The organism is Pseudomonas graminis, assembly GCF_013201545.1.
Lineage (GTDB): Bacteria > Pseudomonadota > Gammaproteobacteria > Pseudomonadales > Pseudomonadaceae > Aquipseudomonas.
This window is the reverse complement of the sequence record NZ_CP053746.1, coordinates 2,259,645-2,285,185: the sequence shown is the minus strand read 5'-3', so window position 1 is coordinate 2,285,185 and position 25,541 is coordinate 2,259,645. Positions and strand designations below refer to the sequence as shown.

General features: G+C 61.2%; 20 protein-coding genes. 8 read left to right on the top strand and 12 right to left on the bottom strand.

Going from position 1 to position 25,541, the window contains the following annotated elements:
• Positions 1-53: 53 nt before the first annotated feature.
• From ureG to FX982_RS10260, 3 genes are all read left to right on the top strand, one after another.
• Positions 54-668 (top strand): urease accessory protein UreG, encoded by a 615-nt coding sequence (gene ureG / locus FX982_RS10270; protein ID WP_172610556.1) that lies wholly within the window; start codon positions 54-56, stop codon positions 666-668.
• Positions 669-701: 33 nt separating this feature from the next.
• On the top strand, positions 702-1,274 hold the full coding sequence (locus FX982_RS10265; RefSeq protein ID WP_172610555.1) for a HupE/UreJ family protein: 573 nt from the start codon (positions 702-704) through the stop codon (positions 1,272-1,274).
• A 107-nt stretch (positions 1,275-1,381) separates the two neighbouring features.
• On the top strand, positions 1,382-2,518 hold the full coding sequence (locus tag FX982_RS10260) for an AGE family epimerase/isomerase (RefSeq protein WP_172610554.1): 1,137 nt from the start codon (positions 1,382-1,384) through the stop codon (positions 2,516-2,518).
• A gap of 163 nt (positions 2,519-2,681) precedes the next feature.
• On the opposite strand, the gene FX982_RS10255 is transcribed toward FX982_RS10260, so the two are convergent.
• From FX982_RS10255 to amaB, 8 genes are all read right to left on the bottom strand, one after another.
• Positions 2,682-3,452 (bottom strand): SDR family oxidoreductase, encoded by a 771-nt coding sequence (locus FX982_RS10255; protein WP_172610553.1) that lies wholly within the window; start codon positions 3,450-3,452, stop codon positions 2,682-2,684.
• A gap of 771 nt (positions 3,453-4,223) precedes the next feature.
• Positions 4,224-4,940 carry an ABC transporter ATP-binding protein gene (locus tag FX982_RS10250; RefSeq protein ID WP_065987777.1) on the bottom strand — a complete coding sequence of 239 codons (717 nt, stop codon included), beginning with the start codon at positions 4,938-4,940 and terminating at the stop codon, positions 4,224-4,226.
• A complete protein-coding gene (locus FX982_RS10245) occupies positions 4,937-5,812 on the bottom strand; it encodes an ABC transporter ATP-binding protein (protein ID WP_172610552.1) in 876 nt (291 codons plus the stop codon). The genes FX982_RS10250 and FX982_RS10245 overlap by 4 nt, the downstream gene beginning before the upstream one ends.
• Positions 5,812-7,107: a high-affinity branched-chain amino acid ABC transporter permease LivM gene (gene livM / locus FX982_RS10240; RefSeq protein ID WP_122533799.1), complete on the bottom strand. Its 1,296-nt coding sequence runs from the start codon at positions 7,105-7,107 to the stop codon at positions 5,812-5,814. The genes FX982_RS10245 and livM overlap by 1 nt, the downstream gene beginning before the upstream one ends.
• A gap of 2 nt (positions 7,108-7,109) precedes the next feature.
• Positions 7,110-8,024: an ABC transporter permease subunit gene (locus FX982_RS10235; RefSeq protein WP_037015668.1), complete on the bottom strand. Its 915-nt coding sequence runs from the start codon at positions 8,022-8,024 to the stop codon at positions 7,110-7,112.
• Between the two features lie 184 nt (positions 8,025-8,208).
• On the bottom strand, positions 8,209-9,345 hold the full coding sequence (locus FX982_RS10230) for an ABC transporter substrate-binding protein (RefSeq protein ID WP_122625637.1): 1,137 nt from the start codon (positions 9,343-9,345) through the stop codon (positions 8,209-8,211).
• Positions 9,346-9,701: 356 nt separating this feature from the next.
• Positions 9,702-10,985, bottom strand: coding sequence for an L-pipecolate oxidase (gene amaA, locus FX982_RS10225; protein WP_172610551.1), 1,284 nt, complete (start codon positions 10,983-10,985; stop codon positions 9,702-9,704).
• Positions 10,986-11,154: 169 nt separating this feature from the next.
• Positions 11,155-12,645 (bottom strand): L-piperidine-6-carboxylate dehydrogenase, encoded by a 1,491-nt coding sequence (gene amaB / locus FX982_RS10220; protein WP_172610550.1) that lies wholly within the window; start codon positions 12,643-12,645, stop codon positions 11,155-11,157.
• 156 nt (positions 12,646-12,801) lie between these two features.
• Here amaB and FX982_RS10215 point away from each other — a divergent pair, with 156 nt between their 5' ends.
• The 4 genes from FX982_RS10215 (at position 12,802) to FX982_RS10200 (ending at position 17,315) form a co-directional block, all read left to right on the top strand.
• Positions 12,802-13,707 (top strand): LysR family transcriptional regulator, encoded by a 906-nt coding sequence (locus tag FX982_RS10215; RefSeq protein ID WP_172610549.1) that lies wholly within the window; start codon positions 12,802-12,804, stop codon positions 13,705-13,707.
• A 327-nt stretch (positions 13,708-14,034) separates the two neighbouring features.
• Positions 14,035-15,234: a nicotinate phosphoribosyltransferase gene (gene pncB, locus FX982_RS10210; RefSeq protein WP_122533803.1), complete on the top strand. Its 1,200-nt coding sequence runs from the start codon at positions 14,035-14,037 to the stop codon at positions 15,232-15,234.
• A 60-nt stretch (positions 15,235-15,294) separates the two neighbouring features.
• Positions 15,295-16,122: an ammonia-dependent NAD(+) synthetase gene (gene nadE / locus FX982_RS10205; RefSeq protein ID WP_172610548.1), complete on the top strand. Its 828-nt coding sequence runs from the start codon at positions 15,295-15,297 to the stop codon at positions 16,120-16,122.
• A 164-nt stretch (positions 16,123-16,286) separates the two neighbouring features.
• Positions 16,287-17,315, top strand: a complete 1,029-nt coding sequence (locus tag FX982_RS10200) for a DUF1338 domain-containing protein (RefSeq protein ID WP_172610547.1) — start codon at positions 16,287-16,289, stop codon at positions 17,313-17,315.
• On the opposite strand, the gene azu is transcribed toward FX982_RS10200, so the two are convergent.
• Positions 17,316-17,762 carry an azurin gene (gene azu / locus FX982_RS10195; RefSeq protein WP_172610546.1) on the bottom strand — a complete coding sequence of 149 codons (447 nt, stop codon included), beginning with the start codon at positions 17,760-17,762 and terminating at the stop codon, positions 17,316-17,318.
• Between the two features lie 425 nt (positions 17,763-18,187).
• Between azu and FX982_RS10190 the strand changes: the two genes are divergently transcribed.
• Positions 18,188-18,400: a hypothetical protein gene (locus tag FX982_RS10190; protein ID WP_122533807.1), complete on the top strand. Its 213-nt coding sequence runs from the start codon at positions 18,188-18,190 to the stop codon at positions 18,398-18,400.
• 157 nt (positions 18,401-18,557) lie between these two features.
• Here the strand turns inward: FX982_RS10190 and FX982_RS10185 are convergent, their stop codons facing one another.
• The 3 genes from FX982_RS10185 to FX982_RS10175 all read right to left on the bottom strand — a co-directional run bounded on the left by FX982_RS10185 (position 18,558) and on the right by FX982_RS10175 (position 25,387).
• A complete protein-coding gene (locus FX982_RS10185) occupies positions 18,558-19,454 on the bottom strand; it encodes a transglutaminase family protein (protein ID WP_172610545.1) in 897 nt (298 codons plus the stop codon).
• Positions 19,454-21,955, bottom strand: coding sequence for a circularly permuted type 2 ATP-grasp protein (locus FX982_RS10180; RefSeq protein ID WP_172610544.1), 2,502 nt, complete (start codon positions 21,953-21,955; stop codon positions 19,454-19,456). The genes FX982_RS10185 and FX982_RS10180 overlap by 1 nt, the downstream gene beginning before the upstream one ends.
• A 138-nt stretch (positions 21,956-22,093) precedes the next feature.
• Positions 22,094-25,387 carry a DUF2126 domain-containing protein gene (locus FX982_RS10175; protein ID WP_172610543.1) on the bottom strand — a complete coding sequence of 1,098 codons (3,294 nt, stop codon included), beginning with the start codon at positions 25,385-25,387 and terminating at the stop codon, positions 22,094-22,096.
• Positions 25,388-25,541 lie beyond the last annotated feature (154 nt).

The following is a 25,541-nucleotide window of genomic DNA, read 5'->3' as shown; positions in this document are numbered from 1 at the left end:
CCGCCATCGCCGCAGCGCCTCGAACCGCACAACATGCTTAACGGAGAGAACGAATGAACAGCCAACCTTTACGCGTCGGCATCGGCGGTCCGGTCGGTTCCGGCAAAACCGCGCTGACCCTCGCGTTGTGCCTGGCCCTGCGCGATCGCTACAACCTGGCGGTGGTCACCAACGATATCTACACCCGTGAAGATGCCGACTTTCTGGTGCGCAACGAAGCCCTGGCTCCAGAGCGCATCATCGGCGTGGAAACCGGCGGTTGCCCGCACACGGCGATTCGCGAAGACGCTTCGATCAATCTGGAAGCCGTCGACCAGCTTAATCGTCGCTTCGAGGGGCTGGACCTGATCATCGTCGAGTCGGGCGGCGACAATTTGTCTGCGACGTTCAGTCCGGAGCTGTCGGACCTCACCATTTATGTGATCGACGTGTCGGCGGGCGACAAGCTGCCGCGCAAGGGCGGCCCCGGCATTTGCAAATCCGATCTGCTGGTGATCAACAAGATCGACCTCGCGCCGCTGGTGGGGGCATCGCTGGAGATGATGGACCGCGACACGAAGAAGATGCGCGGCGACAAGCCGTTCGTGTTCAGCAACCAGAAAACCGGTCAGGGCCTGGAGCAGATTATTTCGTTCATCGAGCGTCAGGGCCTGCTGACTGCTGCCTGATTCGTACATCCACAGGACTCAAGGAATTCATTCATGAACGGCAAAAAAGTATTCGGCGCGTTGGCGCTGCTCCTCGTACCGGCAATCGCCTTCGCTCACCCCGGCCACGATGAAAGCGGTCTTGTGGCCGGCATCAGCCATCCATTGGGCGGCATCGATCACCTGCTGGCGATGATCGCTGTCGGGCTGTGGGCTGCACAGCAAAAAGGCGCCGCGCGCTGGGCGCTGCCGTGCACATTCGTCGGCACCATGCTGATTGGCGGCTTGCTCGGGTTTGAAGGCCTGGCGTTGCCGGCGCTGGAGAGCGGCATTGCGGCGTCGGTGTTTGCGTTGGGCCTGGCGGTGGCACTGGCGGTGCGTCCGCCACTGTTCGTGGCCGTGGCGGCGACTGCACTGTTTGCGATGTTCCACGGCGTGGCCCACGGTCTGGAACTGCCGGAGATGTCGAGCCCGTGGGGTTACGCCCTCGGTTTCGTCGGCGCGACCGCTGCGCTGCATGCGGCGGGTTATGCCGTGGTGCGGTTTCTGCCGACAGCGGCGGCGCCGGTTGTTCGGATCGCAGGCGCACTGTCGGCCGCCACCGGCGTCTGGTTGTTCGCAGGGTAAGTCAGCGTCTGCTGCGCTCGAGCGGGGATCAATCGATCCCCGCTGCCCCGCCCGCCTCACCTCCTGCTACCATGTCGCGCAATTTGCCCTTGCCGTGACGCCATCCAATGCCTGACGCTTCCCTTCCCACCGCCAAGTCTGAACTGTCCGCCCTGTTCACTGAGCTGCAGCAGCACTTCATGCGCGTGGTCGTGCCGTTGTGGCAGGGCCCGGGATGGAATGCCGAGATGGCGCTGCCGTTCGAGGCGGTCGACGCTCAGCATCGGCCGTTGCCGCCCCAGCGCTACCGGGCCATGGCCTGTGCGCGTCAGCTGTTCCTGTTTTCAAGCCTGATCGATCACCCCGACGTGCCCGACGCCGCCACCCGCGCGGCCGCGCTGTTTCGTTCGTTGCAGCAGCACTTTCACGATGCCGAGCACGGCGGCTGGTTCTACAGCATCGATCCACAAGGCGCGCCGCTGGACCGCCGCAAGGATCTCTACACCCACGCGTTCATCGTCTTTGCTTGCGCGCATTACTGGGGCAAGGTCCGCGAGCCGTTGGTGGAATCAGTGCTCAACGCCGCGCTGAACGTGGTCGCAGAGCGCTTTGCTGATGGCGATGGCTTGTACGAATCCGTGCTGGCCGAGGATTGGTCTTCGCTCAACGCCGGCCCGCTGCAAAACCCGCTGATGCACCTGGCCGAAGCATTTCTCGGCACGCTGGCCGTACGTGATGACGCTGACACGCAGGCGGCGCTGGATGCGCTGGTGGAAGGCATGCAGCGACGTTTTGTGGATGTCGAACACGGGGTAATGCTGGAGAAACCGCTGGACGCTGTGGATAACTGGTCCGAGCCGGGTCATCAGTTTGAATGGTTTTATCTGCTGGCATCGTCCGCGCGGCTGCGGGGCACGCCGCTGTACCGTTCGCTGGAGACTGCGTTCACCCACGCCGAGGCACAGGGCGTCGATCAAACGACCGGCGCGGTTGCGGCCATGCTGGAAGTGGACGGTTCGGTGAAAGACGGCACGCAGCGCATCTGGGCCCAGGCCGAATACCTGCGCGCGTTGACCTTGCGGCCTGATAGCGAGCACCTGCTGGCGCGCCAATTGAAGGCGCTGCAAGCACAATTCCTGCACTCCACCGGCTGGAACGAGTGCCTCGACAGCCAGGGGCAGATCAGCCGCAGCGACATGCCGTCGACGACGCCGTATCACCTGGCGACCTGCTACATCGGACTGGCCGATTACTTCAGCGGCTAATCAACTCCCTGCTGATCGTCCCCACGCTCTGCGTGGGGATGCAGCCTAGGAAGCTCCGCGTCCCAGCCGCCGGTGACGCGGAGCGTCGGTCAGCGCATTCCCACGCGGAGCGTGGGAACGATCAGCGGAGCGCGGGAACGATCATCACGATCGGTAGAACTACTTACTTATCCCCACGACTGCGATCAATCGCGAACCCGGCCCAAGTCTGGCTAACGGGCATCAGCTCCAGGCTGTTGACGTTGACGTGGGCCGGCGTATTCATGATCCAGAAGATGGTCTCGGCGATGTCCTGAGGCTGGATCGGCTCAGCGCCCGCGTAGGTCGCGTCGTACTTGGCCTGATCGCCACCGAAACGCACCAGCGAGAACTCGCTTTCACACAAGCCAGGCTCAAGGTTGGTCACCCGCACGCCGGTGCCGACCAGGTCATTGCGCAGGTTCAGCGAGAACTGTCCGACGAACGCTTTGGTGCCGCCATACACGTTACCGCCCGGGTACGGATAATTCCCCGCTACCGAGCCGAGGTTGACGATGCTGGCACCGCGGCCGTAAGCGATCAGACGCGAAAGCAGCGTGCGCGTCGTGTAAACCAGCCCTTTGATGTTGGTGTCGATCATGGTGTCCCAGTCATCCAGATCGCACTTGGGTGCAGGATCGATCCCCAACGCCAGGCCTGCGTTGTTGATCAGGCCGCGAATCTTCGCGAATTCAGCCGGCAGGCTTTCCACGGCGCGCTCCACACCCGCCCGATCACGCACATCCAGCGTCAGCGTATGCACCTTGGTTTGCTTCGACAGCTCGGCGCTCAGCGCCTGCAAGCGGTCTTCACGGCGACCGGTCAGCACCAGCGACCAGCCCGCCTCGGCAAAACGACGGGCGCAGGCTTCGCCAAACCCGGAAGTGGCCCCGGTAATGAATACGGTAGAGGTCATTTCTTTCTCCTGACTAACGATGCGGGCTTATCAAGCCAAGCGGGAATGTCACGCAAGCAGCGCTGCGTGTAGGAAGGTTCTGGAGAATGCCCGCGCTAACAGGCCGGGATCAAGCACCATCAGCAACATCGTCATACGACCGTTCTGGTGTATAAAAAACAACCAACTTCCCCAAGCCCTTATTCCGTATGGCCTACAGATACTTTTGCCCACCTTATCCACAGTCAGGCAACCATTTTCTGGGGGCAACTCGAAACGCCGAGAGTCCCGGCATACGGGGCGTGTGGGTAACTTGAACGATGTTTTTACTTGACCGGCCATGGGCCATCTGCCGTCGACTTCGCCCAGGACTTGGGCGCATGGACAGGAATACGCGGGCGAGGCCACAGATTGCGCTACCTGCGGCGGTCTTTCCAACGGTTGCGCACAGACTTATCCACAGGCAGGCGCCGAATAAAGACTGTATAAAAAAACAGCCACAAGAACGTTGACAAACCCCATTAAAATACCGGCCGAAACAACTGGTCAAATATTGATCAACAGGCTGTAAGCCCCGTAAATAAAGGCCTCCAGCTAGCTGCTCCCAACTTATTCACAGTCACTTCCACAGTAAAACTGAACAAGTCAAAAGCGTGACAAAACAGCGATTTGCAGCGGCTATATGTCGCGTTTTCACTGCTCTTCAAAATTGTTTTCCACAATTCGGGTATGCTATAAAAAAGCCCCGGAAGTTATCCACCCGGGGCTTGTTTTTACAGCAGTGATCAGGAATCAGTGCCCGCCAAGATAGGCGTTCCTGACCTCCTCATTGGTGAGCAATTCCTTACCCGTGCCCGTCAGCCGAATCTCGCCGTTGACCATCACGTAAGCACGGTCCGACAGCTTCAACGCATGGTTGGCATTCTGCTCGACCAGGAAGATCGTCATGCCGGTCTGCGCCAATTCACGCAGTGTCGCGAAGATCTGCTTGACGATGATCGGCGCCAGACCCAGGCTCGGCTCGTCCAGCAGCAGCAACTTGGGACGGCTCATCAGCGCGCGAGCGATGGCGAGCATTTGCTGCTCGCCGCCGGACATGGTCATCGCCCGCTGATTGCGACGCTCCTTGAGCCGCGGGAACATCTCGAACATACGCTGCATGTCTTCGCTGGCATGTTTGTCGCCAATGGGGATGGTGCCCATCATCAGGTTTTCTTCCACTGACATGTCCGGGAACACGCGGCGGCCTTCCGGCGACTGCGCGATGCCATTGGAAGCAATGTAGTGCGACGACTTGTGGGTGATGTCGGTGCCCTGATAGATGATCTGGCCACTGGCCGCGCGCGGCTGGCCGAAGATCGACATCAGCAGCGTGGACTTGCCCGCACCGTTGGAGCCGATCAGGCTGACCGTCTCGCCCTCATCAATGTGCATCGAGACTTTCTTGAGGGCCTGGATCGGCCCGTAATACACATCGATCTCTTTCAGTTCGAGGATCGGCTTGCTCATACCAGCTCCTCTTCATCAGCGCCCAGATACGCCGCGATCACTTTCGGATCGTTGCGGATCTGCTCCGGTTTGCCTTTGGCGATCACGTTGCCGTGGTCGAGCACGACGATGTCGTCGGAAATGCCCATGACCATGCCCATGTCGTGTTCGATCAGCACGATAGTCATGTCGTGATCGTCGCGCAGGTGGCGAATCATGCCGCTCAGCGCCTCGGTTTCCTGAGGGTTCAGGCCAGCGGCGGGTTCATCCAGGCAGATCACCTGAGGGCGCGTGCACATGGCGCGGGCAATCTCAAGACGACGTTGCTGGCCGTAGGAAAGCTCACCGGCCAGACGGTTGGCGCAGTCCACCAGATCTACCACTTCGAGCCAGTAGAACGCCGTGTTCATCGCGTCCTCTTCGGCCTTGCGATAGGCCTTGGTGTTGAGGATGCCGGCCAGCATGTTGCGGTTGACCCACATGTGCTGTGCGACCAGCAGGTTCTCGACGACGGACATTTCCTTGAACAGGCGAATGTTCTGGAAGGTACGCGCCAGCCCTGCACGGTTTACCAGGTGCGTGCCGCCAAACATCTTGTAGTACAGCCGGCTGCCGAAGCGCTTCGGCGACGCGAAGTCCGCGGCGCGAAATTGCTCTCCGAGCAACTGAATGACGTTGGTTTTCTTGCCTCGCGCATTGAGCTCGATACGCCCGCCGGTGGCTTTGTAGAAGCCGGTCAGGCAGTTGAACACGGTGGTCTTGCCGGCGCCGTTCGGGCCGATCAGGGCGAAGATCGAGTTGCGCCGCACTTGCAGGCTGACGTCGCTGAGGGCCTTGATGCCGCCGAAGTGCATCATCAGGTTTTCGACGGACAGAACGATTTCTTCGCTCATTACGCGCCCTCCACTTTGGCCAGCACGCCTTTGCGTGGCTGCACGCCGGTACGGCTGATGCGGATCAGGCCACGGGGACGCCAGATCATCATCAGCACCATGAGGATGCCGAACAGCAAGACGCGGTATTCCGCGAAGCTGCGCAAGAGTTCCGGTGCGACGGTCAGCACGAATGCCGCGATGACCACGCCGACTGTCGAGCCCATGCCGCCGAGCACGACGATGGCGAGAATCAACGCCGACTCGAAGAAGGTGAACGAGGTCGGGTTGACGAAGCCTTGATAGCTGGCGAAGAACACGCCCGCCAGACCGGCCGTTGACGCGCCGATGGTGAAAGCCGACAGCTTGACCAGCACGTGATTCAGGCCCATGGAGCGGCAGGCAATTTCGTCTTCACGGAGGGCTTCCCACGCGCGGCCGACCGGCATGCGCGTCAGGCGGTGCTTGACGTACAGCACAGCCAACACGACCAGGAACAGCACGGTGTAGATGAAGATGAATTTCAGGTCCGGGTTGTATTCGAAGCCGAAATACTCGTGGATCGGGATGCCGCCGTCTTTGGCGCGACGCCCGAACTCCAGACCGAAGAAGGTCGGCGCAGGCACCGGCACGCCGTTCGGTCCGCCGGTGAACGACAGCCAGTTGTTGAGCACCAGACGAATGATCTCGCCGAAGCCCAGGGTCACGATAGCGAGGTAATCCCCATGCATGCGCAGCACTGGAAAACCGAGGATGCACCCGGCAAGCGCCGCCGCAATCGCTGCCAGCGGCAGCGCCGACCAGAACCCCAGGCCCAGATACTGATAACCCAGGGCCAGGCCGTACGCGCCAATGGCATAGAAGGCCACGTAACCCAGATCGAGCAGACCGGCGAGGCCGACCACGATATTAAGGCCCAGGCCCAGCAGCACGTAGATCAGGCCGAGAATCACCACGGTCAGCACGTACTTGTCGGCGAAGATCGGAAAGATCACCGCGATCAGGATCATCAGCGGAATGATGAAGCGCAGCCGCGTCTTGTAGCCCGGCGGCAGCACGTGCACGCCGGAGCCCGAACTTTCAAAGCTCTGCGCGATGGCCACGCCCTTCGGCGTCTGCAGGAACAGGCTCATGAAGAAACGACCGACGACGACCACGCCAACGAGCACGGCCACGCGTCCTGGTTGCAGGTTGAAGCCGTAGCCGTCCAGTACGATACCGACGATCGGACCGAACACGATCAGCGCCAGCAAGCCGGCGATCACCGCGTCGATCAGGCTTTGTTTGATATCAATGGGTTTAGTAGGTGCAGACATGGTTATACCTTCGCCACGAGTGGGCGACCCAGCAGGCCTTGGGGACGGAAGATCAGAATCACTACCAGCAGGCCGAAACTGAACACGTCTTTGTAGTCGGAATTGATCAGACCGGAGAACTGCGACTCGGCAACCCCGAGGATCAGCCCGCCGAGCATGGCGCCCGGCAACGAACCAATGCCGCCCAGTACCGCCGCGGTAAACGCCTTGATGCCAATGACGAAGCCGGCGAAGAAGTCGAAGGTGCCGTAGTTCATGGTGATCAGCACGCCAGCCAGTGCCGCCATGGCCGCGCCAATGACGAACACGTAGGAAATGACGCGGTCGGTGTTGATGCCGAGAATCGAGGCCATCTTGCGATCCTGCTGCGTGGCGCGGCACATCCGGCCCAGCTTGGTGTACTTGATGATGTAGGTCAGTACGCCCATGCCGACGAAGGCAGCGATCAGGATGAAGATTTTGGTGTAGGTGATCTGTACGAAACCGCTGCCGACATCGAAGCGCATGGCGCCTTCGAGCAGGGTCGGTACGCCTTGCTGGCGTGGGCCCTGAGCGATCTGCGCGTAGTTCTGCAGAATCAGGGAGATGCCGATCGCGCTGATCAGTGGCGCCAGACGGGTCGAGTTACGCAGCGGTTTGTACGCCACACGCTCGATGACGAAACCGTACACACCGGTGACCACGATGGTGAAGATCAGTGTGCCAAGAATCAGAAAGGGGAATGACTCAACGCCGAAGAAAGACAGCACGGCAAGGCCGATGGCTGCGAGGTAGGCGGAGATCATGTACACGTCGCCGTGGGCGAAGTTGATCATGCCGATGATGCCGTAGACCATCGTGTAACCGATGGCGATCAGGCCATAGACCGAGCCCAGTGTCAGGCCGTTGACCATTTGCTGCAGGAAAATACCGTCCATCACGCACGCTCACGAACTTGAAAGGCCGACCTGGCGCGCGCGACCATTCCCTCGTGAGGAATAGAGCGGCGCACACAGTGGCAACAGAAGAAATCCGGCGCCGCCGTCAGACAGCGCCGATTACCGGATCAGGCTGTTTCCTGGCTCACCCCCGGGAAACAGCAGATCCGACTAAGCGCTTAACTCACTTCTGCTTTTCGAGCTGGTGGTATTTGCCGTCCTTGTCCCACTGGTAAACCACGTAGTCAGAGACTTTCAGGTCGCCCTTGGTGTCCCAGGCTTTCTCGCCCATGACGGTTTTGACCGGGTGAGCCTTGAGGAACTTGGCAGCGTCTTCGCCTTTGTTCGACTTGGCACCGTTGAAGCCGGCGGCCAGGGCCTGAACCGAAGCGTACGCGTAGAGGGTGTAGCCTTCTGGCTCGTAGCCGGATTTGCGGAACTGCTCAACCACGGCCTTGCTGTCTGGCAGCATGCGCGGGTCGGCGCCGAAGGTCATGTACACGCCATCGACGTATTGCGCGCCGCCAGCGGTGGTCACCAGTTCGTCGGTCACGACGCCGTCGTCAGACATGAACTTGACGTCTTTCAGGCCTTGCTCACGCAGTTGGCGAACCAGTGGACCGGCTTCCGGGTGCAGGCCGCCGAAGTAAACGACGTCAGCGCCAACCGAACGAATCTTGGTGACCAGGGCGCTGAAGTCTTTTTCGCCACGGGTCAGACCTTCTTCCAGCACCGGCTTCACGCCGCGAGCGGTCAGCTGCTTGGCGGTGGCGTCTGCCAGGCCTTTGCCGTAGGTGTCTTTGTCGTTGATGACGGCGATTTTCTTGCCCTTGAGCACGTCGACGATGTAGTCGCCGGCCACGATGCCTTGCTGATCGTCACGGCCGCACATACGGAACATGGCGCTCAGGCCGCGCTCGGTCACGGTCGGGTTGGTGGAGCCAGGGGTGATCGCGATGATGCCGGCTTCGTCATAGACTTCCGACGCAGGGATGGTCGAGGAGGAGCAGAAGTGACCGACAACGCCGGCAACTTTGTCGGACGCGGCCTTGTTGGCAACGGCAACGGCCTGTTTCGGTTCGCAAGCATCGTCGTAGGCGGTCAGGACGATTTTATCGCCGTTGACGCCGCCCGCAGCGTTGATGGCATCGGCAGCTGCTTGAGCGCCCTTCATGTATTGCTCGCCGAATGAGGCGTTGGCGCCGGTCATCGGGCCTGCAACGCCGATCTTGATGTCGGCTGCCTGCGCAAATGAAGCCGCACCCATGGCAGTAGCCACTGCGAGTGCGAGAAAGCCTTTTCTGTAGAACGTCTGCGACATGAGTTGGTGCTCCTGGGTTTTTTAATTAGCACTGCGACCACAGAGCTGCTGCGAGCAAGTGGCGTGCCATCGGTTTTTTATTCTTGAGAAACTCGTCGTTTTGTTGCTATCCGACTGATTTCTGCCCTTTTTTACAGGGCGTGCAACCGTCTAAACCGCGCAAGGTGCAACCTCACGACTTTAAAAGAGCAACCCTGGCGACGCAGGCGCGCAACTGCTCCATCCGCACCTGTACAACCCTGTTGTTACAGCCTGCGTCACCGAACTGCACACCGTCGGTGCGGTTCCGCTACGGGCCGCACCATTTGAGGGTAGTGGATGTGGGAGAAAGCGTTGTTTTGGAGAGAGAATTCTTCTCAGATCACGATTCTGAGGCATTGGCCCGCATGGTATAGCGAAAAGCCAGCCTCGTACAAAGAGCTGCGCAGTCCGACGGCCGCCAGCGGCTGCATCTGCGCAAAGGGGATGGGTAAGACACTGGCGTTGCCGCTGCACAGATAATCGGCGAAGGCTTTGCCAACGACTGTCCCTGTGGTGTTGCCCCGTCCGTTGTAACCGGTAACCGCGACCAGTCCCGGGGCAGGCTCGAACATTCGCAGGAGGTGATCGGGCGTGAACGCGATGCAGCCGGTCCACTTGCATTCCCACTCAACCGGTTTGAGGTACGGGAAATAATGCTGCTGCACCCGATCGGCCCACGCTTTGAGAAACCAGCCGGGCTTCTGATTGCCATTGCCCAGACTGCCCAGCAACAGACGGCCATCGGCATCGCGACGAATGCTGCTGAGCACCTGACGCGTGTCCCAGGAGCCCTGCCCGCCCGGCAAAATCTGCTGCGCCGCGTCTTCGACCAGGGGCGCGGAGGCCACTTGATAGTAGTAGCCGGGGAAGAAGTTGCGCCGAAGCTCGGTCCACTCGCCCTCGGTGTAGGCGTTGGACGCGATCACGACTTGCTCGGCAAGCACCGCGCCGTTTTCGGTGATCACGCACCAGCGCGCGCCTTGTCGCTCCAGGCGTTTGACCGGCGAGTGATCGAAACGCTGACCACCCAATTGCGTGACGGCCGCCGCCAGCCCGCTGGTGTAGGCCATCGGGTTGATGGTGCCCGCGCGGTGATCGAGTAAAGCGGAGGTAATCTCGGTGGTGCCGGTCGCTTCCTGGCAGGCTTTGCCGGTGAGCAATTCCACAGGCGCGCCGCGACGTTTCCATTGTTCTTCACGGCTGCGCAGGTCCTGCTCGCCTTTGGCGTTGTGGGCCATGTGCAGTGTGCCTTTGCGCGTCGCCTGGCAGTCGATGGCGTATTTTTCGATCAGGCTGAACACCAGTGACGGCGCATTGCCGAGCATGGTGTTGAGCTGGCTGCCGACTTTTTCGCCGAAGCCGACTTCGATTTCGTCAGGGGGAATCCACAGGCCCGCGTTGACCAGTCCTACGTTCCGTCCCGACCCGCCCTGCCCGGTGCGATGGGCTTCAACAACCGCGACCGTCTTGCCCTGTTCAAGCAGATGAATGGCCGCCGACAAACCCGTGATGCCTGCGCCGATGACACACACATCGACCGTCACTTCCCCGCTCAACGCAGGCGCTTCCGGCCTTTGCGGCGTCAGCGTTTCCCACAGACATTCTTCGCGTAACGGCATCGCAAACCCTCGGAAAGAGACAGCCGGACCTGATCGTTCCCACGCTCCGCGTGGTAATGCAGCCAGCGACGCTCCGCGTCACAAAAATCGGGCGCAGAGCGCCTGGGGATGCGTACCCACGCAGAGCGTGGGCACGATCATCTGTCAGAACGCGGTCGACCAGATGGCATCAATCAAACGTAATCCCTTGCGCCAGCGGCAGTTCGCGGGAGTAGTTCACCGTGGCAGTCTGGCGACGCATGTAGCCTTTCCACGAGTCCGAGCCGGACTCGCGGCCGCCGCCGGTTTCTTTCTCGCCACCGAACGCACCACCAATCTCTGCACCACTCGGGCCAATATTGACGTTGGCAATGCCGCAATCGCTGCCCAACGCCGAAATGAACTGCTCGGCCTCGCGCACGTCGGTGGTAAAGATGCAGGACGACAAACCCTGGGGCACATCGTTATTCAGGCGCACCGCCTCGCTGAATTCCTCGTAGCCCACCACGTACAGAATCGGCGCGAAGGTTTCGCTGCGCACCACATCGCTCTGCTCCGGCATCTCGACGATGGCCGGCGAAACGTAATAAGCGTTCGGGAATTTCTCCTGCAGCTGGCGCTTGCCACCAAACACCTTGCCGCCTTCGCTTAGCGCCTGTTCCAGCGCCTCCTGCATGTTTTCATAGCTTTGCTTGTCGATCAGCGGACCGACCAGATTGCCTTCCAGCGGATGCCCGATGCGCACCTTGGCGTACGCCGCTTTCAGGCGCTCGACGAACTCGGCCTTGACCGACGAATGCGCGATCAAACGCCGCAGGGTGGTGCAACGCTGACCGGCCGTCCCGACGGCACTGAACAGCACCGCGCGCACGGCCAGGTCCAGATCGGCACTTGGGGTCAGAATCATCGCGTTGTTGCCGCCCAGCTCCAGAATGCTGCGGGCGAAGCGTGCAGCGAGCTTCGGCGCCACTTCGCGACCCATGCGCGTACTGCCAGTGGCGCTGATCAACGCGACGCGGAGGTCATCGACCAACGCCTCACCGGCTTCGCGGCCGCCGACGATACACTGGGTGAGGTACTGCGGGGCGTCGGAAAATTCAGCGACGACTTTATCAAACAATGCCTGACAGGCCAGCGCGGTCAGCGGGGTCTTTTCCGACGGTTTCCAGATCACCGAGTTACCGCAGACCAGCGCCAACGCGGTGTTCCACGACCAAACCGCCACCGGGAAGTTGAACGCGCTGATGACGCCGACGACGCCCAGCGGGTGCCAGGTTTCACGCATGTGGTGGCCCGGGCGCTCGGAAGCGATGGTCAGGCCGTACATCTGGCGCGACAGCCCGACGGCGAAGTCGCAGATGTCGATCATTTCCTGCACTTCACCCAGCCCTTCCTGTTTGATCTTGCCGGCCTCCCACGACACCAGCTCGCCCAGGTCGGCCTTGTGCTTGCGCAGCGCTTCGCCAAACAGGCGGATCAGCTCGCCACGCCGGGGCGCAGGGACTTTGCGCCACGCTTCGAAGGCGTGGTCGGCGCGGGTGATGCGCTGCTCGACTTCGGCGGCGCTTTCCCAGTTCACCGACGCCACCTGACTGCCATCGATAGGCGTGTGAACAGGCTTGTCGCCCTGTTGATAAAGCGCGGCATCGACACCGAGTCGGGTAAGCAGGTCGTTGAGCATGGTTTCTCCTGAAACTGATCGTAAGCGCGGAAGCGGAATGCCAAATATGGGTTATTTCGTCAGCCTCTAGTAATAGCTGGCGGGCGGCACTGCAACAAACGACGATTAAGCGAGATATCATTCCGTTTTTTCATGCTGACGCTTAACGAGCCGAATATGCTGAGCAAACGCCATTTCCCGTCGGTCACCGCGCTGCAATGTTTTGAAGCGGTGACCCGCCACCTGAGTTTTACCCGCGCGGCCGAGGAGCTGAACCTCACCCAGAGCGCGGTCAGCAAGCAGGTCGCCCAGTTGGAAGAATTGGTGCAACACCTGTTGTTTCGAAGGGTTCGTCGGCGCCTGCAATTGACGCCAGCCGGTGCGCTGTACCTGGGCGAAGTGCGCAAAGTGCTCACGCAGATGGAAATGTCGACGCACTTCCTGCGTTCCTACGGCGGCGAAACCGAAGTCCTGCGGGTGTCGACACCCTCGACCTTCGGTGCCCGCTGGCTGGTGCCGCGACTGAAGGGCTGGCGCATGCGTCATCCGCACATTCATCTGGATCTGGTCAACGAACAGGAAAGCGATGACCTCGCCCAGAGCCGTTGCGACCTGTCGTTCTATTTCGGCGGTGGCGCCCGACCCGGTGCCGAGAGCGTGAAGCTGTTCAGCGAAGAGCTGATCCCGGTCTGCGCCCCCGGCAGTTTACCGATTGAGCCCTTCACAGATCCTACGCAGTTGACCGATCTGGTCCTGCTGCAAAACGCGCATCGTCCCCAGGCCTGGCATGACTGGTTCGAGAGTCAGGGCTACCAGACGGAACACAGCTACCACGGCCCGCGTTTCGAAACGATCTACATGTGCATTCGCGCGGCGCAAGTGGGATGCGGCGTCGCGCTGCTGCCCCGGTTTCTGGTCGAAGAAGAACTGGCTGACGGCAAACTGATCATCCCATGGCCACACGCCCTGCCGAGTCAGGACGCCTATTACCTCGCCTACCCGGAGCACGCGGCCGAAGTGCCGAAGATTCGCGTGTTTGTGGAGTGGATGCTCGAACAGCTCAACGAGCCAACGCCGCAGTGACAGCTTCCCGGCTAAAGCCGGTCCCACCAGTTGGGACCCAGTCAGTCCCTTTGGATGCACGCGATGTTCGTAGGACAGGCTTCAGCCGGGAAGAGGCCAGTTTGCCCGTCATCAACTCTGCGGTGTGACGACTGAAGCCTTCCCGGCTAAAGCCGGTCCCACAATCGCTGAAACATTTCTGCCCCTCTTCCACGACGACTGGCATTATGTCGGCCATCGTCAATAACAAACCGGACGTACCGCCACAGCGCTACCGCAAGGTTGTATGCGACACCCAATTGAATCCCGGGCCGCACCTTGGCGGCCGCTGCTGGCTGGAGCGACACAATGAGTGAGAGCGCTTTCGCGGACCGCATCGTGCAGAACCTGCTCGATACCGACCTCTATAAGCTGAGCATGATGCAGGCCGTGCTGCACAACTACCCAAACGTCGAAGTGGAGTGGGAGTTTCGCTGCCGCAACGGTGAAGATCTCCGGCCGTACCTGACCGAAATCCGCCATCAGATCGAGCAGCTCTGCGAACTGTCGCTGAGCGTCGAGGAGACCGGTTTCCTCGAACGCATCAACTTCATGAAGCCCGACTTCCTGCGTTTCCTCGGGCTGTTCCGCTTCAACCTGCGCTACGTCCAGACCACCATCGAAAACGACGAACTGTGCATCCGCCTTTCAGGCCCCTGGCTGCACGTGATCCTCTTCGAAGTGCCTGTCCTGGCCATCGTCAGCGAAGTCCGCAATCGCCATCGCAACCCCGAAACCCTGCTCAGCCAGGCCCGGGACCAGCTGTATCGCAAATTCGACTGGCTGAATGCAACCGCCACTGCCGACGAACTGGCGGAATTGAAAGTGGCTGACTTCGGCACGCGCCGGCGCTTCTCCTACGCGGTGCAGGAGGACGTCGTTTCGGTGTTGAAAAAGGATTTCCCCGGCCAGTTCGTCGGCACCAGCAACGTGCACCTGGCGCGCAAATTCGACCTTAAACCCCTCGGCACGATGGCCCACGAATGGATCATGGCCCATCAGCAACTTGGCCCGCGCCTGATTGACAGCCAGATTGCCGCGCTCGATTGCTGGGTGCGCGAATACCGCGGCTTGCTGGGTATTGCACTGACAGACTGCATCACCACCGATGCCTTCCTCGGCGACTTCGACCTGTTCTTCGCCAAGCTCTTCGACGGCCTGCGCCACGACTCGGGCGATCCTGTGCAGTGGGCCGAAAAATGCATCAGGCACTATCAGAAGCTGGGCATTGAGCCGATGAGCAAGACGCTGGTGTTCTCTGATGGCCTGAACCTGCCGAAGGCGCTGGAAATATTCCGCGCGCTGCGTGGTCGCATCAACGTCAGTTTCGGGATCGGCACCAACCTGACCGCCGACATCCCGGGGATCCAGCCGATGAGCATCGTGCTGAAAATGACCGCCTGCGCCGGCCAGCCCGTCGCCAAGATTTCCGACGAGCCCGGCAAAACCCAGTGCAAGGACCCGGAATTCGTGTCCTACCTGCTCCACGTATTCAAGGTGCCGTCCTGAGTCGAGCACCGACCGCCGCCTCTTTTCCATGCCATTCCTTTTTTGCTCAAGGAGTCAATCATGCAAGACGTACAGCGCGAGATCGCCCGGCAGCTCAACGTCCAGCCGCCTTTCGCCGATGACGGAGCGCTGCAGGCGGAAGTCAGCCGCCGCGTGCAATTCATCAAGGACTGCCTGAATAACGCCCGCCTGAAAGTGCTTGTACTGGGCATCAGTGGCGGCGTGGATTCGCTGACAGCGGGTTTGATGGCCCAGCGCGCCATCCGCGAGCTGCGTGAAAGTACAGGCGACGATGCTTACACCTTCATCGCCGTGCGCCTGCCGTATCACATCCAGCACGACGAACATGAAGCTACGGCCTCGGTGGATTTCATCAACCCGGACGAGCGCCACACGGTGGACATCGCGCCCTCGGTGAAAGGGCTGGTTGATCAGATCAAAGCCTTCGAAGGCCAGGCCGCCAGTGCCGTGGATTTCGTCAAGGGCAACATCAAGGCCCGGGCGCGGATGGTCGCGCAGTACGCCATTGCCGGCGTAAAAGGCGGTCTGGTCATCGGCACCGACCATGCGGCTGAAGCGGTCATGGGGTTCTACACCAAGTTCGGCGACGGCGCTTGCGACCTGGCGCCGTTGAGCGGTCTGGTGAAGAACCAGGTCCGCGCAATCGCGCGCAGCTTCGGCGCGCCGCAAAACCTGGTCGAGAAAGTCCCCACCGCCGACCTCGAAGAACTGGTCCCCGGCAAACCCGACGAAGCGGCCCACGGCATCAGCTACGCCGAGATCGACGCCTTCCTCCACGGCGAGCCGGTAAAACAGGAAACCGCCGAGATTATTGTCAGCACCTACCGCAAGACCCAGCACAAACGGGATCTGCCGTACGCGCCATAACGCGTAGCAATGAATGCGCCCGATGGGTTTTGCATAAAAAATCCATCGGGCAGCAAACGCGCTGCATTCAAAAACGGAATGAACCCGTTATTTCTTTTCGCTTGATGGCGCCCGTCATCACGGCTTACATAGCGCTCTGACTTCCCCGCCCAGAGCCGCTATCCATGACTCCTTTCCAAGGCCTCTTCACCCTCGTTGCGTCCACCGTTGGCCAGCCCGCTGCGGCGTGGCTCGAACATCGCGTCGAAGTGCCACAAGCCTTGGGTGGTTTCTCCTGGTCTGACGAGGCGGTCCATCGGGCCTGGCTGGCCGAAGCGTTGAACCTCTGCCTGTTCCACAAGCTGGTAGAGGCCGTACCCGATGGGCTTCGCTATGTGGACGAGCAATTCGAGGGCGGCCGCAAGGTGGTGTTCGACCATGGCGCCATTCGCACCGTCGATTGGGCGGACAACGGCGAATTGCCACGCGGGCGTCAGGCCTTCTCGCGCCTGCTGGAGCCGCTGGGCTTCACCGATGTGCGTACTTACCCGCTGACCAAACTGAACATGACCGGCTGGGGCTATCGCCAGATGGACCTGCCGGAAGACATCGCGCAGTTCTTCGTTTCCGAACTGCACCCCGGCCGACTCAGTCAGTCGTTCCAAGACGCGGTCAGCCGTGTCGTCGGTGCCAGCCGCGACCCGTTGAGTCCTGAAGACCTGAGCATCCTCAATCGCCTGCGCACCACCCGGCATTGCAGCGTCGCCGAAGCCACCCGTCTGCTGCCGGCGCTGTATCGCGCGTTTGACCGCCAGCACGGCGTTGTTCGGGAAGATGACTATCGCCAGTTGCTCAGCGAAAGCGCGGAGATGGCGTGGATCGCTACCGAAGGCAACAGCTTCAATCACCTGACGGACCGGGTGGCGGATCTGGAAGCGACGGTGGCCGAACAGAATCGGCGCGAGCGGCCGATGAAGGACAGCATTGAAGTGTCTGGTTCGGGAAGGGTCATGCAGACCGCATACAAGGCCTGCACGGTGAGCAGAGGGCTGTTGAATGCCGAGGGCGTCGTGGTGATGCACAAGGTGCCCGGCTCATTCGTTGAATTCATTCAACGCAAGATCGACCCTGACAACGGCAAGATCGATCTCAATTTCGACAGCAGCAACGCCCAGGGCATCTTCAAGATGACAGACTCGAAGCAGGCCCAGTGATCACTTCAGCGTGACAGTGCCTTTCATCATGCCGATGTGGCCGGGGAAGGAGCAGAAGAAGCCGTATTTCTCGGCCGGGTCCAGTTTGGAGACGTCGAAGGTGACCGAATCCGACTCTCCCCCGCCGATGACTTTGGTGTGGGCAATGACGCGCGAGTCACCGTCCTTCAGATAATCCTTATCGATGCCAACGCTCATGCCGTCAGTGGCGATCTGCGACATGTCATCGTATTTGCTGATGACCACGTTGTGGCCCATGACGGCCTTCGGCAGGCTGCCGGAGTGTTTCAGGTTGACGGTGAACTGCTTGCAGCTCTTATCGATTTCAATGGCCTTGGTGGTGAACGTCATCTGATCGGTGGAATCGACCTCGACCGAGCATTCGGCCGCCAGCAGGTGCCCACTGGCCAAAGTCAGAACGGATGCAGCGACAAGCTTGCGAATCATGGTGCGTCTCCTGGTGGGGTGGCCTTTGATTTCGTATACAAAGACAGCCCTGAATTAGAACAATTCAACAACCGTTATTGCCGGTCATCTCTGCGAGGCCTCTATCAGGGCCATCGAGACAATCAAACAGTCAGCGCTAAGATGGCTGCATAAGATCGCCCTGTCACCCACCTTCAGGACGATCCCATGCAACTTTCCAGCATTTTCCGCAGCCTGCTTGCCGCTTACGCCTGTGGCGCATCGGGTAGTTACGACCGCGCCAGCCAGGCTTACGGCGTCTATCAACGCGCTGTTTCCAACGGCTGAGACCTGTAACGGCGGGGGACTGACCGGCATCGATGACCGGGTGAGGAAAAATACCACGCCGGTTTTGCACCATTCTCAGGCAGAATGTGCTGACTTATCGTCTGCCTCGAGGACTGCCCATGGCCAAACCCAATTATTCCTTCGCCAAACGCCAACGTGATCTGGCAAAAGAGCAAAAGAAAGAGGAAAAAGCACAGCGCAAGCAGGCCGAGAAGGCTGAAGCAGAGGCTGGAGAAGGTGCAGCCGTAGACGGCGAAAACGCTGAAGGCGCTACCGAAGCTGAAGGCTCCGTCGAAGTAAAAGGCTCCGCTGAAGAAAAGCCTGCCGAGTGATCGTCTGATTCAGCGCAATGGGATGGATGAACGCGAAAGCCTGCAGGCGTGAGCTTGCTCCCGACGAGGCTTTTACCGTGATCCATCCATTGGCTGACAATCCTGCTCGCACGACATCGCGCGCGTGCTTACCTCCCCCAGCGACGTCTTCGTCCGCCTACCTCGCAATCGGCATCACCGTCACGCGCACTTCCGGGTCGTGGCTCCCGCCTCCCAGAATCACCCCCCGCAACGGCGACACGTCCGAAAAATCCCTCCCCCACGCCAGACTGATGTGCTCAAGCGCAGGCTGAACGTTGTTGGTCGGATCGAAATCCACCCAACCCAGCACCGGACAGAACACCGACACCCATGCGTGTGAGGCATCGGCGCCAATCAGCCGCGGCTGCCCTGGCGGCGGCTGGGTGAGCAGATAGCCGCTGACATACCGCGCCGCCAGACCGCGCGAGCGTACGCACGCCAGCATCAGATGAGCGAAGTCCTGACAGACGCCACGGCGGGTTTCCAGCACTTCCACCAGCGGCGTGGCCACTTGAGTCGCCTCGCCATCAAAGGTGAACTCTTCGAATATCTTCTCCATCAGCGCCTGCGCGCATAGCAGCATCGGCCGCCCGGCAGGAAAGCAGCTGGCGGAAAACTCGACGAACGTCTGCTTCAGGTGAACGTACGGGGATTCAAAGCGATAGCGACAGGCCTCAAGGATGTCCGGCGCCATTCTCGACGCGCTGTAGGTCAGCCGGTGCTGCGCCTCATCCCACGAAGTGGAAACATTGAAATCCAGCCGCGGCCGTTCCAACACTTCAATATGCAGGCGCGCGTTGACCTGCAGCTCATCGTGCGGGCGCTCGAATGCCAGGCGCGTCAGCGGATTGCCAAACACGTCCAGCTCATCGCGACGCGTGGTGGGCGTCGGGCTGATGATCAGGTGCTGCTCCAGGCAACGCTGCCAGGGACTGCGCCGCGGCCATAGATGCGCAAGCTGCTGGGCCAGGGAAACCGGGCTGTCGTACTTGTAGTGCGTGTCGTGGAGGATCTGATAATGGGCACTGTTCATCAGACAGACACCGTGCGCTGACTGACATCGTCGACGTGGGCAAAATGACGCAGCGCAAGCCGGTCAGAAACATGGCCGCTGGTTTCACCGATGGTCTGCAGCAGATCCGCCAAGCCGTCCAGCGCTGCCTTGACGCTGCTCTCACCAAACAGCCCTTCTTCCAGGCAACCCAGATCGAAGACCGAGAGCCGCTGAATCAGCGTCGCGAGGCTGTTGTCCTGAGGCACACCGAAATCCTCGTTCATGCGTTTCACCGAGCGGGCCACCAGCTTGAGCTGGAACAACACTGCGTGGGGGTTCTGATCGTCCAGCACCAGTAAATCGAGCACCGGGATCAGCTGCGGTACGGCCAGATAACGAGAGCGGTAAGTGATGCCGCTGTTGCCCAGTTCGAGCAGCCCGTCCAGAGCGTCCTGATGAAACACTGCCTCGCTGCGCAGAAAGGCCGCCAGCGTCGTACACAAAAACTGCAAGCGCTCGATGCGCCGCCCGATCATCAGGAAGCGCCAGCCCTCGTCGCGGGTCATGTCGTCCAGAGCGAAACCGGACAGCGCCGCCAGTGACATCACCAGGCGGTTGAGAAAGTCCAGCAGCTCGCCGAAATCAGGGCTCTCGGTTTCTAGATTCATGGCTTCGTGCTGCAATTCCACCAGCGCCTGCCAGTTCTCGCGGGACAACTTGCCGCGCACCTGGGACGCCGCCCATTGCAAGCGCTGCAAGTTGGAGCGCAGGCTGAACGGCCAGTCGTCACCCAGCAAAGCTTCAAGCAAACGTTCATGTAGCTCGCGCGGCTCCTCTTCGTCCTGGAGCGGCAGAAGATTAAGTCGCTCGGCCAGCTCGACCGCTGCTTGCAGGGCGACGGGGTCATCGCCGTCGACATAGCGCGTGAGCATGATCCGCAGCAGGCGCGCGCTGTTGTCGCAGCGCTCGCAGTAGCGGCCGAACCAGAACAGGTTTTCCACCACACGCGACGGCAGATACGGGTCGCGCCGAATCAGGTCGTGCACCCCCAGCGAGTGGCGGTTTTTCCACGGTTCGCTGCCCAGTGGGCGTTCACCGAGAATCCAGGTGTCTTTACTTGCGCCGCCCCGTTGCATCGACACCACGTCGGCGTCGGCGTCGGCGGCCACACGGGTCAATCCGCCCGGCAGGACGCGGTAGCCATCGGCCGTCGCCACTGCGTACACGCGCATACCGATGGCGCGGGGCTGCAGCTGACGGTCCTCGCCGTGCCAGACCGGCGCGTGGGACAACTGCGCCAGTTCCTGCGCGACGTAGGCATAGGGCCGGGCCTGCATGCGCGCGGCCAGGGCCTTGCGCTCTTCGTCGCTGAGGTCACGGCCGAATACCGGGGCGAAACTCTGGGACGGGAACGCAGGCTTGATCAGCAGCTCCGGCATCTTCTCCAGGGCTTGGGCCAGCACCGGCGGCTCGCCACACCACCACGTGGCGATCGACGGCAGCAGCAGCTCTTCACCAAACAGGTGTTCGTTGATCTTCGGGAGAAACCCCAGCAGCCCCGGTGATTCCAGCACGCCGCTGCCCAGGGCATTGGCAACCAGCACGCGGCCCTGTCGCACCGCTTGCAGCAGGCCCGGCACGCCCAGCGCCGAATCGGTGCGCAATTCCAGCGGATCGCAAAAATCGTCGTCCAGACGGCGCATGATCGCGTGAACACGACGCAACCCGCTGAGGGTTTTCAGGTACACCGTGGCGTCACGCACTGTGAGGTCGCTGCCTTCCACCAGCGGATAGCCCAACTGACCGGCCAGATAAAGATGCTCGAAATAGCTCTCGTTGAAACGCCCGGGCGTCAGCAACACCACCAACGGGGCTTCGTGGCTGGTCGGTGCCTGACGCGCGAGGGTTTCCTGCAGCGACCGAAAGAAATTCGAGAGGTGCTGGACCTGCAGATCCCGGTACAGCTCGGGGAATGCCCGCGACACAATCAGACGGCTTTCCAGCGCATAACCGGCACCCGACGGCGCCTGAGTCCGGTCGGCGGTGACCCACCAGCGGCCATCGGGCGTGCGCGCCAGGTCAACCGCGTACACATGCAGAAAAGTGCCTTCAGGCGGCTTTACGCCCTGGCATGGCCAGAGAAAATTGTTGTGACCGAACACCAGCTCCGCCGGCAGCAGACCTTCGGCGATCAGTTCCTGCGGGCCGTAGAGATCGGCCAGCACGGCATTGAGCAGACGCGCGCGCTGGGCGATGCCGGCCGCCAATGGCTGCCATTCTTCCGTTGGAATCACGTGGGGCAGCATGTCCAGTTCCCAGGGCCGATCGGCACCCTTGGGGTCGGCGTAGACGTTGTAAGTGACGCCGTTTTCCTGAATCTGCCGGGCGAGCAGCGCCTGACGCTGGATCAGCTGCGCAGGTGTGCTGCGCTGGAGATGCTCGTACAAACGCTGCCAATGGGGCCGAACGGCGCCGCTGGCATCCAGCATCTCGTGGTAGGTACCCGGGGTGAGCGGATAGTGGTCAAGCAGGTCAGGCATGGAAGGCTCGGCAGACAACAAAGGGACTCGAATCAACTGCGCTTAGACTAGCGCAGACAACATGACACGCAGGCGCCGCTTTCCACGTTTTATACGTGCGGCACGGCGACCTGATCTCACGTCAGGTCGCCGGCGCGGCTACCGATGCAGGCGTAAATCCAGGGTCATCGGCAGTTCATCGTTGAGGGTCAGTGCAGGAACCTGCAGTTTGCCGGGGCTGTGGCCGATCCGGAAGAACCGCGCCAGACGTCGGCTTTCCGCTTCATTGGCGTTCACCGGCAGCGTCTCGTAATTGCGCCCGCCGGGATGGGCGACATGGTACTCGCAGCCCCCCAGCGAGCGCTGCATCCAGGTGTCGAGGATGTCGAAGACCAGCGGCGCATGCACCGGGATCGTCGGCTGCAAGGCATTGGTCGGCTGCCAGGCGCGGTAACGCACCCCTGCGACGAACTCGCCGACGCGCCCCGTCGATTGCAGGGGCACCGGCACGCCGTTGCAGGTGAGCATATAACGCTGCGGCGGCAGACCCGTGACCTTCAGCTGCAAGCGCTCAAGTGACGAGTCCACGTAGCGAACCGCGCCACCCGCTGCACCCTCCTCGCCCAGCACGTGCCACGGTTCCAGCGCCTGACGCAGTTCCAGCTCGATGCCGCTGACGGCGTAGTCGCCAACCTTTGGGAAGCGAAACTCCAGATGCGCCGCGAACCACTCGGCGCGCACGGGATAACCGGCGCTGTTGAGCTCGGCGATGACGTCTGCGAAATCCTGCTGGATGAAGTGCGGCAGCATGAAGCGGTCGTGCAGCTCGGTACCCCAGCGCGCCAGTTTCGCCGGTGCATAAGGCTCGCGCCAGAAACGCGCGACCAGTGCCCGCAGCAACAGCTGTTGCGCCAGGCTCATCCGGGCGTGCGGCGGCATCTCGAACGCGCGCAGCTCCAGCAGGCCCAACCGGCCAGTAGCACCATCGGGCGAATACAGCTTGTCGATGCAGAATTCTGCGCGGTGGGTGTTGCCGGTCACGTCGATCAGCAGGTTGCGCAGCAGCCTGTCCACCAGCCACGGCGCGCATTCTTCGCCCGGCTCGGGCATTTGTGAAAAGGCGATTTCCAGTTCGTACAACGAGTCGTTACGCGCTTCGTCGACCCGCGGCGCCTGCGAAGTCGGCCCGATGAACAATCCAGAGAACAGGTAGGACAGCGACGGGTGGTTATGCCAGTAGCTCAACAGGCTGCGCAATAGATCCGGCCGACGCAGGAAGGGCGAATCGCCCGGCGTCGCGCCACCGAGGACAAAATGGTTGCCGCCGCCGGTGCCGGTGTGGCGCCCGTCGATCATGAATTTCTCGGTGGTCAGTCGGGTCAGGCGCGCTTGCTCGTAGAGAAACTCGGTGCGTTCCACCAGTTCATCCCAGGTGGACGAGGGCTGTACGTTCACTTCGATCACGCCCGGATCCGGGGTGATGCGGAAGTTCGCCAGACGCGGATCGCTCGGCGGTTCGTACCCTTCCAGTAACACCGGGCAGCGCATGTCTTCAGCCGTCGCTTCGATGGCGGCGACCAGTTCCAGGTAGGCCTCAAGGGATTGCAGCGGCGGCATGAACAGATACAACCGTCCGCCCCTCGCTTCGGCGCTCAATGCGGTGCGGGTCAGCCAATCGGCGGACTCGCCGATCTCGGGTTCGCGGTCGACGCTGGGGTCGCCCTGCTCTGCCAGGCTGTCCAGTCGCGACTGAACCTCGTCGCGGTCGGGCAACTCGGCAAATGCCTGGTTGTGGTCGGTCGGGTGTATGTAGGGATACTCGGCCGCCTTGACCCACGGCTGCGAGGCCAGCGGCAAGCGATAGCCGAGGGCAGAATCTCCGGGTACCAGGCGGCAATGCTCGTCGCGCAGGTACCAGCGACCACTCTGCCATTGATCGTCGGCAGCGGTTCGCGCCAGTGGCAGAACGTGGCCAATGATGGTGTCCAGCCCTTGGGAAAACACGTTGCGCAGGCGCGCACGTTCGAGGGGGTCCTCAAGGCGCGAATCGTCGGCGCTGACGTTTTTGGGCAGCGCGCCCTCACGCCACAGGTAATAGAAACGGTCTTCGTAGGCCGGGAAAACGTAACGCGCCGGCAGCTTCAGCCGCTCGGCCACGCTGCGCAGGAAACTGCCCGCCATCTCGCTGTCGGCGCCGTAGTCCCGGGTTTCGTCAGCGACCAGCGCATTGTTGCGCCACACGGGCTGCCCATCTCGGCGCCAGAAGCAGTTCAGTGACCATCGCGGCAGTTGCTCGCCGGGGTACCACTTGCCCTGACCGAAATGGACGATGCCCTGGGGCGCGTAATGGTCCCGCATGCGCCGATACAACTCGGCCGAGAGCAGGCGCTTCTTCGGACCCAGTGCGGCGGTGTTCCATTCATCGCCATCACGGTCGTCGATGGACACAAAGGTCGGCTCGCCACCCATGGTCAGGCGCACGTCGTGTGCCATCAGGTCGTTATCGATTTGCCGGCCCAGCGCCTGAATGTCCTGCCACTGCTCTTCGGTATACGGCTTGGTGACGCGCGGCGCCTCCCAGATGCGCTGCACCGACATCTCGTGGGTAAACTCGGTTTTGCAGGGCTCGACCATGCCACTGATGGGCGCCGCCGAAGAAGGCTCGGGACTGCAGGCCAGCGGAATGTGGCCCTCACCGGCAAACAGGCCGGACGTCGCGTCAAGGCCCACCCAGCCGGCACCGGGCAGATACACCTCACACCAGGCGTGCAAGTCAGTGAAATCGACGTCGGTGCCGGAGGGTCCATCCAGCGCTTTGACATCAGCCTTGAGCTGAATCAAATACCCGGACACAAACCGCGCAGCCAGCCCCAGATGACGCAGCAACTGCACAAGCAGCCACGCCGAATCACGGCAGGAACCAGAAGCGTTTTCGAGGGTGTATTCAGGCGTCTGAATGCCCGGTTCCATGCGGATCAGGTAACCGATATCGTTGGCCAGACGCTGATTAAGGCCGACCAAAAAGTCGATCGCCGGAATCGGCGTGCGGTCGATGCTGTCCAGGTACGCCTGAAACCTTGGGGTCAGCGGCAGCTTTTCCAGATAGGGCTGCAGCTCGTGATGCTCTTCGCGGGCATAGGTGAACGGGATCTTGTCGGCGTAGGGCTCAAGGAAGAAGTCGAAGGGATTGAACACTGCCATTTCGGCGACCAGGTCCACTTCGATGCGCAGCTCGCTGGTCTTTTCCGGGAACACCAACCGCGCCAGGTAATTACCCTGCGGGTCCTGCTGCCAGTTGATGAAGTGGTTTTCAGGATGGACTTTCAGCGAATACGACAATACCCGCGTACGGCTGTGAGCCGCCGGGCGCAAGCGGACGATTTGCGGCCCCAGCTCTACCGCGCGTTCGTAGCGGTAATGCGTGACGTGGTGCAAGGCAATGTGAATCGACACGGCGTGCCTCCTGCGAGCCTGGACGGTAACGGAGCTGCGCAAGACTTATGCCACCCCGGCAAATCAGGCGCCTCCGGCCTGGAGGTAGCATGTTCAGCCAAGCACAGCACCAAAATCGCGCCCGCTTCAACGAATGGTGCAAGGGTCGCACGGA